General features: G+C 66.8%; 13 protein-coding genes. 6 read left to right on the plus strand and 7 right to left on the minus strand.

Annotation, left to right across the window (positions count from 1 at the left end; translation table 11 throughout):
* The first annotated feature begins 3 nt into the window (after positions 1–3).
* On the plus strand, positions 4–1,026 hold the full coding sequence (locus FOZ70_RS06745; protein WP_219705274.1) for a MerR family transcriptional regulator: 1,023 nt from the start codon (positions 4–6) through the stop codon (positions 1,024–1,026).
* Positions 1,027–1,033: 7 nt separating this feature from the next.
* On the opposite strand, the gene FOZ70_RS06750 is transcribed toward FOZ70_RS06745, so the two are convergent.
* The 3 genes from FOZ70_RS06750 to FOZ70_RS06760 all read right to left on the minus strand — a co-directional run bounded on the left by FOZ70_RS06750 (position 1,034) and on the right by FOZ70_RS06760 (position 3,950).
* Entirely contained in the window at positions 1,034–1,849 is an 816-nt protein-coding gene (locus FOZ70_RS06750; RefSeq protein WP_219705275.1) for an alpha/beta fold hydrolase, read from the minus strand.
* A 13-nt stretch (positions 1,850–1,862) separates the two neighbouring features.
* Entirely contained in the window at positions 1,863–3,155 is a 1,293-nt protein-coding gene (locus tag FOZ70_RS06755; protein ID WP_060049947.1) for an MASE1 domain-containing protein, read from the minus strand.
* Between the two features lie 294 nt (positions 3,156–3,449).
* Positions 3,450–3,950: a lipocalin-like domain-containing protein gene (locus tag FOZ70_RS06760; protein WP_219705277.1), complete on the minus strand. Its 501-nt coding sequence runs from the start codon at positions 3,948–3,950 to the stop codon at positions 3,450–3,452.
* 186 nt (positions 3,951–4,136) lie between these two features.
* Between FOZ70_RS06760 and FOZ70_RS06765 the strand changes: the two genes are divergently transcribed.
* Both FOZ70_RS06765 and FOZ70_RS06770 read left to right on the plus strand, forming a co-directional pair.
* Positions 4,137–5,042, plus strand: a complete 906-nt coding sequence (locus tag FOZ70_RS06765; RefSeq protein ID WP_219705278.1) for a LysR substrate-binding domain-containing protein — start codon at positions 4,137–4,139, stop codon at positions 5,040–5,042.
* Between the two features lie 130 nt (positions 5,043–5,172).
* Positions 5,173–5,610 carry a GNAT family N-acetyltransferase gene (locus tag FOZ70_RS06770; protein WP_059489793.1) on the plus strand — a complete coding sequence of 146 codons (438 nt, stop codon included), beginning with the start codon at positions 5,173–5,175 and terminating at the stop codon, positions 5,608–5,610.
* Positions 5,611–5,635: 25 nt separating this feature from the next.
* On the opposite strand, the gene FOZ70_RS06775 is transcribed toward FOZ70_RS06770, so the two are convergent.
* The 3 genes from FOZ70_RS06775 to FOZ70_RS06785 all read right to left on the minus strand — a co-directional run bounded on the left by FOZ70_RS06775 (position 5,636) and on the right by FOZ70_RS06785 (position 10,592).
* Complete coding sequence (locus FOZ70_RS06775; protein WP_060057830.1) at positions 5,636–6,475, minus strand: peptidyl-prolyl cis-trans isomerase; 840 nt, start codon at positions 6,473–6,475, stop codon at positions 5,636–5,638.
* A gap of 340 nt (positions 6,476–6,815) precedes the next feature.
* Positions 6,816–8,750 carry an SMP-30/gluconolactonase/LRE family protein gene (locus tag FOZ70_RS06780; RefSeq protein ID WP_219705280.1) on the minus strand — a complete coding sequence of 645 codons (1,935 nt, stop codon included), beginning with the start codon at positions 8,748–8,750 and terminating at the stop codon, positions 6,816–6,818.
* A 537-nt stretch (positions 8,751–9,287) separates the two neighbouring features.
* On the minus strand, positions 9,288–10,592 hold the full coding sequence (locus FOZ70_RS06785; protein WP_048021285.1) for a dicarboxylate/amino acid:cation symporter: 1,305 nt from the start codon (positions 10,590–10,592) through the stop codon (positions 9,288–9,290).
* A gap of 615 nt (positions 10,593–11,207) precedes the next feature.
* On the opposite strand from FOZ70_RS06785, the gene FOZ70_RS06790 reads away from it, so the two are divergent.
* The 3 genes from FOZ70_RS06790 to FOZ70_RS06800 are packed head-to-tail and all read left to right on the plus strand — an operon-like array spanning position 11,208 to position 13,677.
* Positions 11,208–12,353, plus strand: a complete 1,146-nt coding sequence (locus FOZ70_RS06790) for a glycosyltransferase (protein ID WP_219705517.1) — start codon at positions 11,208–11,210, stop codon at positions 12,351–12,353.
* On the plus strand, positions 12,353–12,919 hold the full coding sequence (locus FOZ70_RS06795) for a hypothetical protein (protein ID WP_226113248.1): 567 nt from the start codon (positions 12,353–12,355) through the stop codon (positions 12,917–12,919). Before FOZ70_RS06790 ends, FOZ70_RS06795 begins: the two co-directional genes overlap by 1 nt.
* Positions 12,920–12,942: 23 nt before the next feature.
* Complete coding sequence (locus FOZ70_RS06800) at positions 12,943–13,677, plus strand: polysaccharide deacetylase family protein (RefSeq protein WP_219705282.1); 735 nt, start codon at positions 12,943–12,945, stop codon at positions 13,675–13,677.
* Positions 13,678–13,704: 27 nt separating this feature from the next.
* Here FOZ70_RS06800 and FOZ70_RS06805 read toward each other — a convergent pair whose 3' ends face one another.
* Entirely contained in the window at positions 13,705–14,940 is a 1,236-nt protein-coding gene (locus FOZ70_RS06805) for an MFS transporter (protein ID WP_219705284.1), read from the minus strand.
* Between the last annotated feature and the right edge of the window lie 292 nt (positions 14,941–15,232).

Consider the following 15,232-nt stretch of genomic DNA (forward strand, 5'->3'; position numbering starts at 1 on the left):
CGGATGAGCACGTCCACGCCCCGTTTGAACGCGTCGGCCGCCGCCGCGCGGCTCGGCGTCTCGATCAAGGCGCTGCGGCTGTACGAGCGGCACGGCCTCGTCACGCCGGAACGCACGCCGGCCGGGTACCGTGCGTACGGCCCGGACGATCTCGCCCGCGCGGCCGACATCGCCGCGCTGCGCGCACTCGGCCTCGGTCTCGCGCAGGTGGCGAGCGTGCTCGACGGCGACGCGCGCAGCCTGGACGACGCACTGGCCGCTCACGAAGCGGCGCTGGATCACGGCATTCAGGATCTCGTGCGCAAGGTCGATCGCGTACACGCAATCCGCGCCGGCCTCGCGCGCGGCCGGATGCCGGCCGACGGCGAACTGACCCGGCTCGTCGACGACAGCAGCGCCGGCGTGGCATTCAGCCTGCCGTGGCCGTGGGGCGGCGAGTGGTTCGAGTGTCGCGATATCCGGCCGCTGAACTACATCATCGGCCCGCTCGGCAGCGGCAAGACGCGGCTGGCGCTTCGGCTCGCCGACGCACTGCCTGGCGCCGCGTTCGTCGGCCTCGACCGGCTGGAGAACGACGGTGCGGCGACGCACGACGTGCTGCGTGCCCATCCTGCATTGAAGTCGCGCGTCGACCGTGCATCGGCAGCGCTCGCCGCCCGAGGCGCGACGCCGTCGGCGGCGCTGGCCGCGCTGCTCGTCGCCCTCGAAGCCGAAGGCCCGCGCACACGGGTCATCGACATGATCGAACAGGATCTCGATCGCCCCACGCAACAGGCACTGATTGCCCGTCTGCGCGAACAGGCCGCCGCCGGGATGCGGCCGCTGTTCCTGCTGACGCGTTCGTCGGCGATCCTCGACCTGTCGGCGGTCGGCCCGCATGAAGCGATCATCCTGTGCCCGGCCAATCACAGTCCGCCTTCGCGCGTGGCGCCTTACCCGGGCTCGCCCGGCTACGAAGCGGTTGCCACGTGTCTTGCGTCGCCCGAGATCCGGGCGCGGATCGCGCATCCCCCGGAAGCGGCGTAAGCCGTCGTCACGGCGCCATCCGCCCCATCCTGCGCGCCATCGCCGGGCTGACCGCATGCACCGGATCGAACCCGAAGAATTCGAGCACGTGGCGCGCGACGTCGTCGCGATCGTTGTCCGCGCAGATCATGTGGTAGCTGTTCTCCAGCACGATCCCGCGTGCGTCGGGCATCTTCTCGAGCAGGAAATCGGCCGAGCGCAGGCTCGTCAGCTCGTCCTCGCGCGCATGCAGCACGAGCGTCGCGCACGGCGTGCTGGCAGCAGCCTCGAGCGCCCAGTCGCGCATCCGGTCGACCTGGCGCACGCACGCGAGCGGCACCCACGCATAGTGGAAACTGTCCTCGCGCTCGAACTTCTTCTTCACGATCGCGCGGATCGTCGCGTTCTTGATGCCGAACGGATCGCCTTCCTCGACGCGCATCCGCTCCGCGACACCCGGCACGCGATACAGCACATGCCGCAACGCCCGGTACCACGGCGTCGACCAGCCGTCGATGAACACCGGCGTGGCCAGCAGCGCGAGCCGGCCGCGCGCATGCTGCACGCGATGGCACAGCAGCAGCGCGACCAGCGCGCCCATGCACATGCCCGCGACATGCACGGTGTCGTACTCGTTCTCCAGCGCGCGATACTGCTCGGTCACCGCGTCGAGCCATGCCTCCGCGCGCACGCCGACCAGATCCTCGGGGCGCGTGCCGTGCCCCGGCAGCGTGATCATGTGCGGTTCGCCGCCCGCGCGCCGCACCGCCTTGTGCAGCGAACCGAGATCGTATTGCGTGCCGCCGAGCCCGTGGATCAGCAGGACGCCCGTGCGGCCCGTCATGACGCGTCCCCGCTCATTCGTCCGCCGGCCACACGCGCTCGAGCTGCCAGACCCCTGCCACCACCGTCACGTCGACATTCGAGTCGAGCAACGGCGCGCCGTGATCGGTGATCGTCCGCGTGCCGCCGTCGCGCTGCACGATACGCAGCGACAGCGACGCACGATCCTCGCCGGCGATCTCCGCGTTCCAGTAGTCGCTCAACGCATCGCGGTCGCCCGGCTGCACACGTTCGAGCACGAGCGACACGCTCGCGATCTGCGCCGCGTCGACGCCGACACCGAACACGCGCTCGACGTCGCCGCTCCACTCGATCCGCCCCGATTCCGGATCGAGCACGTACGCGATCTGGCCGGCGCTCGCGAGCGCGAGCTCCATGTTGTTCTGAAGGACCGCCGCATGCTCGTGCACGCGCTCGCGCGTCGTCTTCAGCGTGCTCACCGTCAGCACCAGCAGCGACGCGACCGCCAGGTAAAGCTGCGCCTCGAGCAGCGAACTGCCGTAGTGCTCATGGAACGACGCGAACGGGCCGTCGCCCTGCGCGGTCTGCTCGATCACGATCAGCGCGAGCACCAGCACCGACGACGAACCCGCGCGGCCGCCGAGCAGCAGCGTCACCGCGACGGTCAGGAACAGCGGGATATACGTCAGCGCAAAGCCGGCGCCCGTGCCGAATTTCTTCGCCGTGTCGCCGTCGAAGATCACCAGCGCGCCGATCACGAGCAGCGCGAACGCGACGATGCCGAGTACCAGGTCGAAGCGCTCGTGGTCGCCCGAGCGGTGCGCGCGAAAGCGCGACCATGACGCGAGCACCGGCGTGACCAGCAGCACGCCGACGAAATCGGACGCGGCCCACACCGACCACACGTCGAGGAACGGCGCGCCCTTGACCGCCGTGTACCACGCCGCGCCGCCGATCGCGCCGATCACGCCCGCGATCAGGCCGGCGAGGATCACCGAGCGGAGGAAATACAGCCCTTCGAGCGAGAACCGCACGCGCTGGACGAGCCACACAGCGAGCGCGGCGGCGCCGACCTCGTCGACCGTGAACAGCACCGCGTTGACCAGGCTGCCGTGTTCGATGCCGGTCAGCGCGAGTTGCCCGGCCAGGAACGCGCCGGCCAGCGTCAGCCATTCGCGCATCGGCCGCAGCATGAACGCGCCGACCGTCACGCCGGCCGGCAGCCAGATGTAGCCCGTCAGCCGGACGGGGCCGTTGAACTCGTGCGAGATATAGCCGGTCGCGAGATACAGCGCCGCCCAGAGCAGCGCGGCGACGAGGCCCGGCCGCGATCGTTTGGTGTCCATCGAGAATCCCTGTGTGCTGCGCCGTGCAGGCAGACGCACCGCCGCGTCGGAAGCGGCGGCGCCTGCGGCCGGCAGGTGCGCGATGTGCGAATGATATGCGGACAGGGCAGACGGAGGAATACCGGTGGGGAGGCACGGGAAGCCGCGGCCTTTGATCCGGCTCGCCGGGCCGGCGGCGGCGGCTTGCGCGGGCCGGCGGAAATCGCGTGTGGCGCCGGCTACCCGGCGCGTGCCGGAACGGCCGCGATCACGGCCTCACGGCCGCATGCGTCACGGATCGAACGGCCTCCCGGTTCACTCCTTTCGCCGCCACACCGAGATCGGAATGTCGCCGTTGGCACGCGGCGGAACGCGGTAGCTCAGCTCGCCGTCCTTCAACCGATAGGTTCGCGTCTGCGTTTGCCCGGCCCAGTTCGGGTACGACGCATTGCTGATGTGAAACGCCAGCGTGTGGTTCGCGGGATCGACGCTCAGCGTGCCGTAGTGGGTACTCGAGCCGAGCACGGCGTCACGGAATTCCTCCGGCGTGCCGGTCGCCTTGTCGTTCGACGCGAAGCGCGGGCGTTCCGACTTGAAGATCTGCAGCGAATAGTTCCCGTGCGCGTCGATCATCAGCAGGCCCGCCGGATCGGCACCGTAGTCGCGGCCGATCGTGCCGTCGGGATGTTGGACGTCCGCCGCGACCAGCGTCCACGTCCCCGCGAGCGACGGCGCGGCCGATGCGTCACCGGGAATCATCGACGCGGCCAGCAGCATGCCGGGAAAGCCTTGGCGGAATATCGAGCCGATTTTCATTCAATGTCCTTGTCGGAAAGAAAAGAAGCCACCTCACGGACATCCGCAGCCGCGTATCCAGCCGCTTATCCAGCCGCATATCGCGCGCATCCCCGTGAACCGAAACGACCGGTTCACTCGATGGTAGCGACGGGAATCTGCAATCAATACGATAATTCGAAATCGACTTATAAGAAAAACCGAATCATGACGCTTCCGAATCTCGACATGGATGCGCTGCGCACGCTGATTGCCGCGGATCGGCTCGGCAGCCTCAACCGCGCCGCCGACCGGATCGGCCGCTCGCAGTCGGCGGTCAGCCAGCAGATGCGCAAGCTCGAAACGCAGATCGGCCAGCCGCTGTTTCGCCGCCAGGGGCGCGGCCTCGTGCCGACCGAAGCCGGCGAGCTGATGCTGTCCTATGCGCGCCGCATCCTCGAACTGAACGACGAGGCGATCGGCGCGATCCGCGGCGCGGCAGTCGACGGCGCCGTGCGATTCGGACTGCCGGGCGATTTCGCCGAATCGTGGCTGCCCGTCGCGCTCGGCCGGTTCAAGCGCACGCATCCGGGCGTGCGCGTCGACATCGTCGTCGACGGCAACGGCGCGTTGCTCGACCGGCTCGATGGCGGCGAACTCGACATCGTGCTCGCGATGGGGCGCGGGCATCGCGCCGACGCCGAACACCTGGTCACGCTGCCGATGGCGTGGATCGGGCCGCAAGACATCGACGTGCGTCCGCGTGCCGGCGCACCGCTCGATCTTGCGCTGTACAAGCCGCCGTGCCTGTTCCGCAAGGCGGGCACCGACGCGCTCGACAAGGCCGGCATCCCGTGGCGGCTCGCGTACACGACCGGCAGCCTGCAAAGCCTGTGGGCCGGCGTCGCCGGCGGCCTGGGCATTACCTCGAGAACGATGGCGGGTGTGCCGCCGGCGCTGCGGCAGCTCGGCGAGCGCGACGGCCTGCCGCCGCTGCCGTCCGTCGACGTGTGCCTTCATGCGGGCGCAAGCGATGCGCCTTCGGCGCTCGTGAGCCTGAAGCGCGTCGTGATCGACACGCTGATCGCCAATCTCGCCGATGTGCACCCGCACTCGGGCCGGCGCGCCGGATGATCGGCCACGCATGCGCGCCGGATTCGGCGTTGCGCCCTTTGACCGGCTTCCCGTCATCGCGGATGATGCGCTGCGGGGTGCGACCTTCCCGTCGGCGCTCCCGTCCCGAACGAACGTACGAGTCCGCACGATGACACCCGCAATCCGCCTGCGTCCGGCATGCGCCGCCGACCTGCCGTTCCTGCTGACTCTGCGTCGGCTCACGATGACCGTGCACCTGCAGCGCGTCGGCGCGCCCACCGACGACGAAGCGCACGACCGGCGCATTCGCGCGAACTTCGACGATGCGATGATCGTCTGCGACGTCGACGACGCCATCGGCTTGCTGAAGGTGACACGCGCCGCCGACGAGTGGCACGTTCACCAGATCCAGATCCTCCCCGATCACCAGGGCCGGGGCATCGGCGAAGCCGTACTGAACGCGTTGCTGGCCGACGCGGCGCGCGCGCACGTGCCGGTATCGCTCAGCGTGCTGCACGGCAACCCGGCGCGGCGGCTCTACGAACGGCTCGGCTTTCGCGTCGAATCGGCAACCGACACGAGCGCGAGCATGATCTGGCGCGCGTGACGCGCGGCGTTGCGACGCTGCCGCGTTACTGCGTGATCTTCGCGTCCTTCAGCAGGTTGCCGATCATCTGCGCGCTCGCCTTCTCCACGGCGGCCGCCTGCAGTTGCTGCTGCAGCGCCGGCTTCGCGGTCGCGAAACCCGGCACCTGCGTCGGCCGCTTCGCATCCAGCTTCACGATCGCCCGCACGCCGTCGACCGGGATCGAATCCTTCGTCGCGGCGCCGACCGTCAGTTTCTCGAGCGCCTGCGCGACCGGCAGCGGCAAGCCGGACGTCTTGCCTTCCGCCGCCGGCGTGTGGAAGCTCACCCACGGCAACTCGCCGCCGCTGTCGCGGCTCGGCGCGATGCTGTACTGGCGCGCCAGCCCGTCGAACGACTTGCCCGCCTTCAGCTCGCTCAGCACCGTCGCGGCCGTCACCGGATCCTGGACGACGATCAGGCGCGGCTTGTACTCGTTCTTGCCAAGCGACGCCACGAGCTCGTCGTAGCGCGCCTTGACCTGCTCGTCGGTCACCGGCTCGGGCTTCACGTTGTCGCGCAGGTAAAGCTGCACTTCGGCATTCGCCTTCGCCTGCTGCACCGCCGCCTTGACCTCGGGCTTGTCGGCATAGTTCGCCTTCTCGGCGGCCTGCTGGACCAGCACGCGCGTAATCAGCTGATTCTTGATCGCCTGGCGGACCTGCGGCGAGTCGGGTTGCCCGGACGCGCGCAGCAACGTGTCGACGTCGGCCTGCGTGATCGGCGTGCCGTTGACCGTCGCAACGGTCGCGGCGGCCGCCGGCGTCTCTGCGTGGACTGGGCCGCTCATCGCGCCGGCCAGTGCGGCGATCAGGAACAGGCGGTTCGGTGTCGTTTTCATCTTCATCGTTTCGTCACTTCGGCATAAAAAACGCGGCATGGGGCATGCCGCGCGAGTTCACCGGCGCTGCAATGCGCCGGCGCAACCCATCAGTCGATCCGGTTCATCGTCGTGGGCACGCGCAGTGCCTGCCGGTGCCGCTGTCATTGTGCCCGGAACCGCTTTTCCGCGTCGTGAGGTTTGGACGGCCGCCCGGCGGGCGGTGAGGCGCGCGTTGCGCACGCCGCTCATGACGAACGCGTGATGTGGAAATTGCGTGGATGCGCGGTGGAAATCCCGCGAAATCGCGACGAATACGGTGAGGCGTTCGCGAGCGCGGCCGCCGGTCGACGCGGCCGCGCGTTCATCAAGGCGTCCACCGGTACACGGTGATGCTGTTGCCTTTCACGTTGTTCTTCATCACCACGTACTCGCCGTTCGAGCGGCGGTACGCGCGAATGCTGTACATCGCATCGATCGCACTGCTGGTATCCACGGTCGCGGGGCTCGCGTTCACCAGCGTCGTGTCGAGAGTGCCGGTCGTCAGGTTGAACGCGTCGACGTTCGGCCACAGCGGCCCGCTGCTGCTGAACCAGTAGCCGACGAACAGATGGTTGCCCACCGCGTCGATCGATTTCGCGCCGCTGTGCGGCAGCGTGATCACCGGGTCCGGCTTCGTCGTATTGCCCGCGCTCCAGCCGTGATACACCTCGATGCGCGTGCCGATCGACGTCCAGTCGTTGGTCCCGATCGCGCCTTGCGCGAGCACCATCGTGTCGCTGTCCGCGAGATAGACGATGCGCGTGAGCGGCTGGATGCTGTCGGGCACGCGGGTCGCGACACCCGGCCCCCACGACGGCTTGCCGCTCGCGTCGAAGGCGGTCAGCGGGTAGTGGGTAATCGCGCCGGTCTTGTCGAGGCCGGCCCACACGCCGCCGTTGCTGTCGATGCTGAAGCCGCCCGTCACGCGCCGCGTCGTGTTGAACGCGGGGCCCGGGATCGCGCCGTCCGGAATCGCGACATAGCCGTTCGCCGCGTTGAAGTGGAAGAAGTAGAAGACCGGCGGGTTCTGGCCGGCCGCGACGAAAATCCGGTTCGCGCCCACCGACGTGAGCAGGCCGAAATGCTCGTCGCGCTGCGTGTCGTTCATGTCGATGCGCGGATCGGCCGGGTACGTGAACGGATCGACCGTGTTCGCGATGAACCTGCCGCCCGCGCTGCCGCCGTACACGTGCGTGCCGCCGTAGAACAGCGCACCGTCCGTGACCGGGTCCGGCGCGGCGATGCCTTCGAAGTTCAGCGACTGCAGCGTCCACCGCAGGCTGCCGGTGCTGCTGTACGCATGAATGTCGGTCGCGCCGTTGCGGCCGAGATCCCAGCTGCCGCCCCATGGATTGTTGAGCACGTAGAGATTGCCGCCGGTGTCCTTGCCGATCCCGACGATGCGCGTGAAGCGCTGCGCACCGACCTGCCCCTTGACGCCCGTCGTCGTGTCGAGATAGCCGCCGCGCACGCCGAAGGTGCCGGCCAGCGCGGGCCGGCCCGACACCGTATAGCGCTTGATGTTCTGGTCCGGGCCTTCGTCGCCCACCAGCAGTTGCCCGGCCGCCGCATCGAAATACAGCGCCGACGGCTGCGACCCGGACGGCATCCGGATCGTGTTCAGCAGCGCACCGGCCGGGCTGAAGCCGACGATCGAGCCTGCGCGCTTCTGCGCCACCCATACGTTGCCCGCTGCGTCCAGCGCGAGCGCGCCCGGCTCCGATACGCCGATATCCCGCTGCCACACGCCGTCGGTGGTGAACACGCGCACGCGATTGCCGTAGAAGTCGCTCGCATAAAGCAGCGAGCCGGCCGTCGCGAGCCCGGTGACGACGTCGATGCGCGGCTGGTTGGTGGCCGCGCTGACCTGGATCACGCGGTCGCGATACTTCGTCGCGCGGTTGTAGCGCCCCACCGCGCCGCTGCCGTACGTCTTGCCGGGCTGCAGCGCGACGAACAGCGAGGTCGCGTTGCCCGTGATCGCGCTGCCCTGGAACTCCGAGTGCGTGCCGATCGAGCCGACGCTCTTGCCGTTCTGGTAAATCGCGACACCGCCTTCGTCCTCGTCCCACATCGACGCCGTATAGATCACGCCTTCAGGCGCGACCCACATCGCACGCGCGACGTTGCCGACGTGGGCCGCGAGCGTGCCGTACGTGTTCGCCAGCCAGTCGGTGGTGTTGCTTGCTTGAACGGGCGGGGTAATCGCGGCGATCGCCGCGGCGAGCAGTGCGGCCTGGAACCGTTGTCTGGCGACCATGACGGATGCACTCCTGAATGGTGCGAACACTCATATGAAGGGCCGGCCGGACGGCTGAAAACCGCAATACGTCAATTCTTCCGCTGAAGCATCCGGCGCAGTCGGTATTACGTACGGCATGCGTTCGATCATGCGCAGCGCGAGAATAGCGTTATATAAATCGAAAAAAATTGCGGATCGCGCGCCATTGCGCTTTTCGCAGATGCGGTTTCGACCGCGTCGCCCGTGGCGCCCCTGCGTGCCGGCGGCACGCGTGACTGCGCGACAGTGAATGGTCACTTACGCGTCGAATCGGGGATCGGGAAATTCAGGCTCATGCCTGCGGGAATATCGCCGCCGGTTCAGCGACGATCGATTGAAACGGCGAGTGCCTGTTTCAGAGAATCGGGAAAAACCGCCGCATTCAACGCGGCTTCATTGCACCCGGCAAATCGCCGGCCTGAATCCATTGCGAATCCAGGCCGGCGATCGTCCGTTACCGCGGGGCAGGCAACGCGCCACTGACGCCGCGCTGCCGCACCGCGGCACTGCCACGCGTCAAGCCGATGCCGAAGTCTCCGGCACCTTCACCTTCATCACGCGTCCGTTGTCCGGATCGTTGTCGTCGCGCGGGGCGTCGAGTTGCCCTTCCCACTTCGCGACCACGGCAGCCGCGATCGAGTTGCCGACGGCGTTGGTGGCCGAGCGCCCCATGTCGAGGAACATGTCGACCCCCATGATCAGCAGCAACCCGGCTTCGGGCATGTTGAACTGGTTGAGCGTCGCCGCGATCACGACCAGCGACGCACGCGGCACGCCCGCCATCCCCTTCGACGTGACCATCAGCATCAGCAGCATCGTGATCTGCGTGCCCAGCGGCAGATGGATGCCGTACACCTGCGCGATGAACAGCACCGCGAACGTGCAGTACATCATCGAGCCGTCGAGGTTGAACGAATAGCCGATCGGCAGCACGAAGCTCGAGATCTTGCGGTTTACGCCGAAGCGGTCGAGCGCATCCAGCAGCTTCGGATAGGCGGCCTCGGAACTCGCCGTCGCGAACGACAGCAGGAACGGCTCGCGGATCAGCCGGATCAGCGTGAACGCGCGCTTGCCGAGGAACGTCACGCCGGCGAGCGTCAGCACGCCCCACAGCAGCGCCAGTGCCAGGTAGAAGCTCGCCATGAACTTCGCGAACGTGAGCAGGATGCCGAGCCCCTGGGTGGTGATCGTCGACGCCAGCGCCGCGAACACCGCGACCGGCGCGAACCACATCACGGCGCCCGTGACTTTCAGCATCACCTGCGCGAGATCGTCGATCACGCCGGTCAGGCGCTTGCCCGATTCGCCGAGCGCCGACAGCGCGGTGCCGAAGAAGATCGAGAAGACGACGATCTGCAGGATTTCGTTGTTCGCCATCGCTTCCGCGATCGACTTCGGCACCAGGTGGACCACGAAATCCTTCAGCGTGAAGGCGCCCGTCTTCAGGTTGAGGGCTGCGTCGGATGCCGGCAGCGGCAGGCTCAGATGGCTGCCCGGTTGCAGGATCGTTGCGGTCAGCAGGCCGAGCAGCAACGACGTAAACGAAGCGATGAAGAACCAGCCGAACGCCTTGACGCCGACACGGCCTACCGCGCTGCCGTCGCCCATCTGCGCGATGCCGACGGTCAGCGTCGCAAATACCAGCGGCGCGATGATCATCTTGATCAGGCGCAGGAACACGTCGGACAGCAACGACACGTACCCGGCGACTTCCTTCGCCATGGCCGGGTCGGGAAATGCGCTATGGCAGGCGTAACCCACGGCGATACCAAGAATCATCGCGACAACGATGTACTTGGTGATGTTGTGCTTCTTCTTCATTAGTATTCCAAATCACAAAGCGTATGTTGCTAACGGCTGGCTAACTTTCGCGCCCGGCTACGAATCGAAACCCACGTCTCTCTGGGTGCGACGAGTCCGCCTTTGGCGGTCACCATGGCGGACAAGGGGGGGCATTCTAACGCAAATGGCCCCTCGGCTTTCAAATCTGAAAGTCAGCCGGCTTGATTTGCGTCCGGATGTCGTCGAAAAACCGGGTTTTGTCGCGATCCTGCCCGCTTTCTGCCCGCTTCCTGATCGCTTCCTGCCTGCTTCCTGCCCGCTTCGGGCGTGTTTTCCGGCCCGGTCGGCGAAGGTACCCGGGCCACACCACCGTTCGCGCCGGAATTCCCCCTCCCCCACTGCGCCGTCGCACGATGTGACGACACTGCAAACGATCGCGACACATCCTCACAAAGATGCGCAGACCTCGACACTACGGCACGTAATGCGTCTGTAATATTTCGAAACGTTTCGCGGTGCCCCCTTCCGGGCATCGGTGCGCAATCACGCACCGGCAATGCGGAACCGGGTTCGAGCCATTGCTTTCAACACGTTGAGGCATTCATTTTCTCAGCAGTCCTGCCAAATGAATGATCGAGGAAAGGCAGCATCGTGATGAACATTCTGTATACCAACTTCCACGGCGACTACGGCGGCGGCCAGGACACCTACGTCCGCGACCTCGCCGCCGCGATGAGCCGGCACCATCGCGTGACCGTCGCGTCGCCTGAAGGGAGCCGCCTGTCGCGACTGCTGAAGGACAGTCCCGACGTGGCGATCTTCGACATGGAATTCAAGCCGCGCTGGAACCGGCTGTGCCAGGAAATCGTCCGGCTGCGCCAGCGGATCCGCGCCGAGCGCTTCGACATCATCCACGTCAACGGGTCCGCCGATCACCGGCAGGTGATGCTCGCGCTGCTCGGCTGCCGGTATCGGCCCGCGGTCGTGCTCACCAAGCACAACACCTATCGCGCCGACAGCTTCGGCAACGTGCTGCGCGCCCGGCTGGCAACCGACCACACCATCGCGGTCAGCGACTACGTGGCGAGCATGCTCGCGCTCCGGTCGCCGTACGGCAACGTCACGGTCGTCAAGCACGGCGTGCGCCGGCAGGCCGCGGAACAGCTGGCCGGCGACGAAATCCGCCGCCGCAAGATCGCGCTGTTCGGGCCGTCGGGCGCGGATGCGATCGTGCTGGGCAGCAGCGCCGGCACCGCGCCGGAGAAAGGCTGGATGGACCTGATCGCGGCGCTGGGCCGCTTGCCCGAACACGAGCGCGAGCGGTTTCGCGTGCTGCTGGTCGGCGCGGAACCGTCCGGCGAGCAACGCGAGCAGATCGAGCGGCACCACATGGCGTCACGCACCGCCTTCACCGGGCGCCTCGACGATGTGCGCGCGCCGTTCTCGATCATCGACGTGTCGTTCGTGCTGTCGTATCACGAGAGCCTGTCGTATGCGTGCCGCGAGGCGATGTCGCTCGGCTGCCCCGCGATCGTGACGCGCGTGGGCGGGCTGCCCGAGAACGTCGAGCCGGGCGTGGACGGCTGGGTCGTCCCGCCGCGCGAGCCCGAGGCGATCGAGGCCATCCTGCGCGAGATCGTGCGCGAGCCCGCGTGCGTGCGCGCGATGGGGCGCAGCGCGCGGCTGAAGGGCAAGCGCGAGTTCTCGTTCGAACGGTTCGTCGATGCAACGTTGTCCGTCTATCAGAAATCGATTCGACACAACCCCTATCGCAGGGTGACATCCATGAGGTCCGTTTAATGGCTATGAACATCTGGAAGAAGTACTGGGACCTGCGCACGCAGGAGTGCCCGTGCGACGTGCACTTCGTCGAATGGCTGGAATCCGCTCGTCTCAACGGCATCCGCATCTATCACTTCGGCACCGGCGGCCACCACCACGTCGGCGTGGAATGCGCGCGGCCGCACCTGAACAACACCGTCTTCGGCGTGACGGCGTCGCCGAAGGAATACAAGTCGTACGTCGATCTCGTCACGCGGCAACCGGAGGTGAGCAAGACCTACCTGGCCTATTTCGGCGACATCTATACGAGCAATACGGACCTGCTGCCGGCGTTCGACGTCGTCACGCTGTTCCATCTGTGCGAATTCCGCGACGAGACGAACAGCCGCTACGGCGCGAAGACCGACGCCGAAGTGCTCGACCTGTTTGCACGCCATACCGCGCGCGACGGCCACCTGCTGTTCTACAAGGGCTCGTCGGCGTACCGGAAGGCCGAGCCGATCATCGAGCAATGGGCGGCCAATGCCGATTTCACCGAAGTCGGCGACTTCAAGACCCTGCGGATTTTCCGCAAGGCCGCGTAACGCCCCGTTCCCGCGACCCGCTCATGCTGCTGTCCGCCACGCGCTACCCGATCCTGATGTATCACCAGATCCGCACGCTGCCGCCGCCGTCCGACCGGCTGCGCAGCCTGAGCGTCGCCCCCGACGCGTTCCGCCGTCAGATGACGCTGTTCAGGCGGCTCGGCTACCTCGGCCTGAGCGTGCGCGAACTGCAGCCGTACCTGCGCGGCGAGCGCAGCGGGAAGGTCTTCGGCATTTCGTTCGACGACGGCTTTCTCAACGTGCTCACGCATGCGATGCCCGTGCTGGACGCGCTCGGCTTCACCGCGACCTGCTACTTCGTCGCCGGCCGGTTCGGCGGCGAGAACGACTGGGATGCGGGTGCCGATACGGCGCGCTCGCCACTCATGACGTGCGCGGACATGCTCGCATGGCGCGATCGCGGCCACGAAATCGGCTCGCACACGCTCGATCACGTCGCGCTGTCGCACGTGCCGGCCCACGTGTCGGCGGTTCAGATCATCGAATCGAAGCGGCGGCTCGAAGCGTTGAGCGGCCAGCCTGTCGAATCGTTCTGCTACCCGTACGGCGATCTCGACCCGCGCGTGCGCGACCAGGTCGCTGCCGCCGGCTACCGCAACGCGACGACGACCCGGCGCGGTTGCGCCGGGGCGTCCGACGATGCGTTCCTGTTGCCGCGCGTTCCGGTGGCGGGCGGGGTCGGTGCGATGCGGCTCTGGTTCAAGTGTGTGAAGGCGCGCGTTCGGACGCGCAGGTAGCTCGCGCTGGATCGACTGCATTGATGACTATTGTGGCCACCGGCTGCGGAAGGCGAGCAGGCCGGTCAGTGCGATCACCATGAACATGACCCATGCCGGCGCGAGCACCGTCCAGCGTGCGGCTGCGCTGCCGATGAAGTTGCCCAGCATCCCGCCGATCGCCCACGAAATCGCCGACGCACCGAAATAACGGCCGGCGTTGCCGTCCGTCGTCAGGCTGGCGAGCGCGATGTTCGACGCGGGAAGAATCAGGCTTTCGCCAAACGTGAATACGATCGCGAACACGATCAGGATCACGAGCGACGCATCTGCGCCCCGATCGCGGGCGACCAGCCATGCCGCAAGCGCAAAACAGCCGCACAACGACGCATACCCGATCACCATCATCGATCGCCAGCCCGTACGCTGAAACCAGCCCATGCCGAGCCAGGCGGTGGCGATTCCCATCAGCGCATTCGTGATGTAGAACGGCCTCACGCCGTTGTAGCCGTGTGCGCCATGCGAAAAGGTCAACGGGATGAATACGTAAATCTGCGTATACACGGTCCAGAACGGGACGAGCGACCAACATAGCCGGCGAAACCGCCGGTCGCCAAACGCGACCAGCACGCCACGCAGCGGATGCGCGTCGACTACGTCGTGCCTGCTTCGCCCCGCGATCCACGGTGCAACCAGCGCGAGCGCCGTGAAGACCGCACCGCTCACCAGAAACGGCAGCGCCCCGTTCGTGTTCGGCACGACAATCAGCAGCGCCGGACCGATCAACGCACCGAGATTCAGCGCCAGGTTGTTCAGCGCGAACACCTTGGGACGCACGGCGCCATCGAGCGAGCCGAAGATCGAATACGCGGTCGTTTCGTAAAGCGCGGCTCCAAGCCCGGACAGACACGCCCACATCAACAGGCCCGGAAGCGATCGCGCAAATGCGAATCCTGCGAACCCGGCCGCACGGCATAGCAGACCGAGCGTGGTCAGCACGCGGCTGCTGAAGCGATCCGCCGACGCACCCAGCAGCAGTGGCAACAGCCGGCTCGCCAGCAGATTCACCGTCAGCACGCTGGCGACGCTGCTCGCGTCCAGATGGCGCTCCATGTCCAGGAACGCGGCAAGCAGCGGCAGCGACCCGAACACCGACAGATTCACCAGGAACTGGAAGACCAGCAGGATCCGCGTCGACGCCGGCACGCCTTCCACGAATCCGCTGAGCCATGCGGCCGGGTTGTTGTCCTTCTGGCGAAACGAGCCGACTCTGTCGCCGGACACTCGGCGATCGCAATCATCCATCATGTTCTCCGCTGACGTTCGATGCCGGCCAAACGGAGCATGAAAAAAGCCCCGTCCGTTTCCGGCGGGGCTTGGGGTGAGTTCGACACACCGACCTACGACGCGCAACCTCCTCCCGGCCCGCCATTGGCGGTCGTGGTGGTGGTCGTAGTCGTGACGAAAAGTGCGTTCATGCGAAGAATCTAGCCAACCTGCTGTCGGCCGTCAATACGGGAGCCGTGTGACCGATCAAACAGGCAATCCGTAGAAACCACGGAAATCGCTCGGCCAT

It is taken from the genome of Burkholderia sp. COPS (genome assembly GCF_019425585.1).
GTDB classification, from domain to species: domain Bacteria; phylum Pseudomonadota; class Gammaproteobacteria; order Burkholderiales; family Burkholderiaceae; genus Burkholderia; species Burkholderia cepacia.

Bases quoted from the DNA above. Each gene is read 5' to 3' on its own strand.
- FOZ70_RS06745 (WP_219705274.1), top strand. From the start codon at position 4: ATGAGCACGTCCACGCCCCGTTTGAACGCGTCGGCCGCCGCCGCGCGG.
- FOZ70_RS06750 (WP_219705275.1), bottom strand. From the start codon at position 1,849: ATGACGGGCCGCACGGGCGTCCTGCTGATCCACGGGCTCGGCGGCACG.
- FOZ70_RS06755 (WP_060049947.1), bottom strand. From the start codon at position 3,155: ATGGACACCAAACGATCGCGGCCGGGCCTCGTCGCCGCGCTGCTCTGG.
- FOZ70_RS06760 (WP_219705277.1), bottom strand. From the start codon at position 3,950: ATGAAAATCGGCTCGATATTCCGCCAAGGCTTTCCCGGCATGCTGCTG.
- FOZ70_RS06765 (WP_219705278.1), top strand. From the start codon at position 4,137: ATGACGCTTCCGAATCTCGACATGGATGCGCTGCGCACGCTGATTGCC.
- FOZ70_RS06770 (WP_059489793.1), top strand. From the start codon at position 5,173: ATGACACCCGCAATCCGCCTGCGTCCGGCATGCGCCGCCGACCTGCCG.
- FOZ70_RS06775 (WP_060057830.1), bottom strand. From the start codon at position 6,475: ATGAAGATGAAAACGACACCGAACCGCCTGTTCCTGATCGCCGCACTG.
- FOZ70_RS06780 (WP_219705280.1), bottom strand. From the start codon at position 8,750: ATGGTCGCCAGACAACGGTTCCAGGCCGCACTGCTCGCCGCGGCGATC.
- FOZ70_RS06785 (WP_048021285.1), bottom strand. From the start codon at position 10,592: ATGAAGAAGAAGCACAACATCACCAAGTACATCGTTGTCGCGATGATT.
- FOZ70_RS06790 (WP_219705517.1), top strand. From the start codon at position 11,208: ATGAACATTCTGTATACCAACTTCCACGGCGACTACGGCGGCGGCCAG.
- FOZ70_RS06795 (WP_226113248.1), top strand. From the start codon at position 12,353: ATGGCTATGAACATCTGGAAGAAGTACTGGGACCTGCGCACGCAGGAG.
- FOZ70_RS06800 (WP_219705282.1), top strand. From the start codon at position 12,943: ATGCTGCTGTCCGCCACGCGCTACCCGATCCTGATGTATCACCAGATC.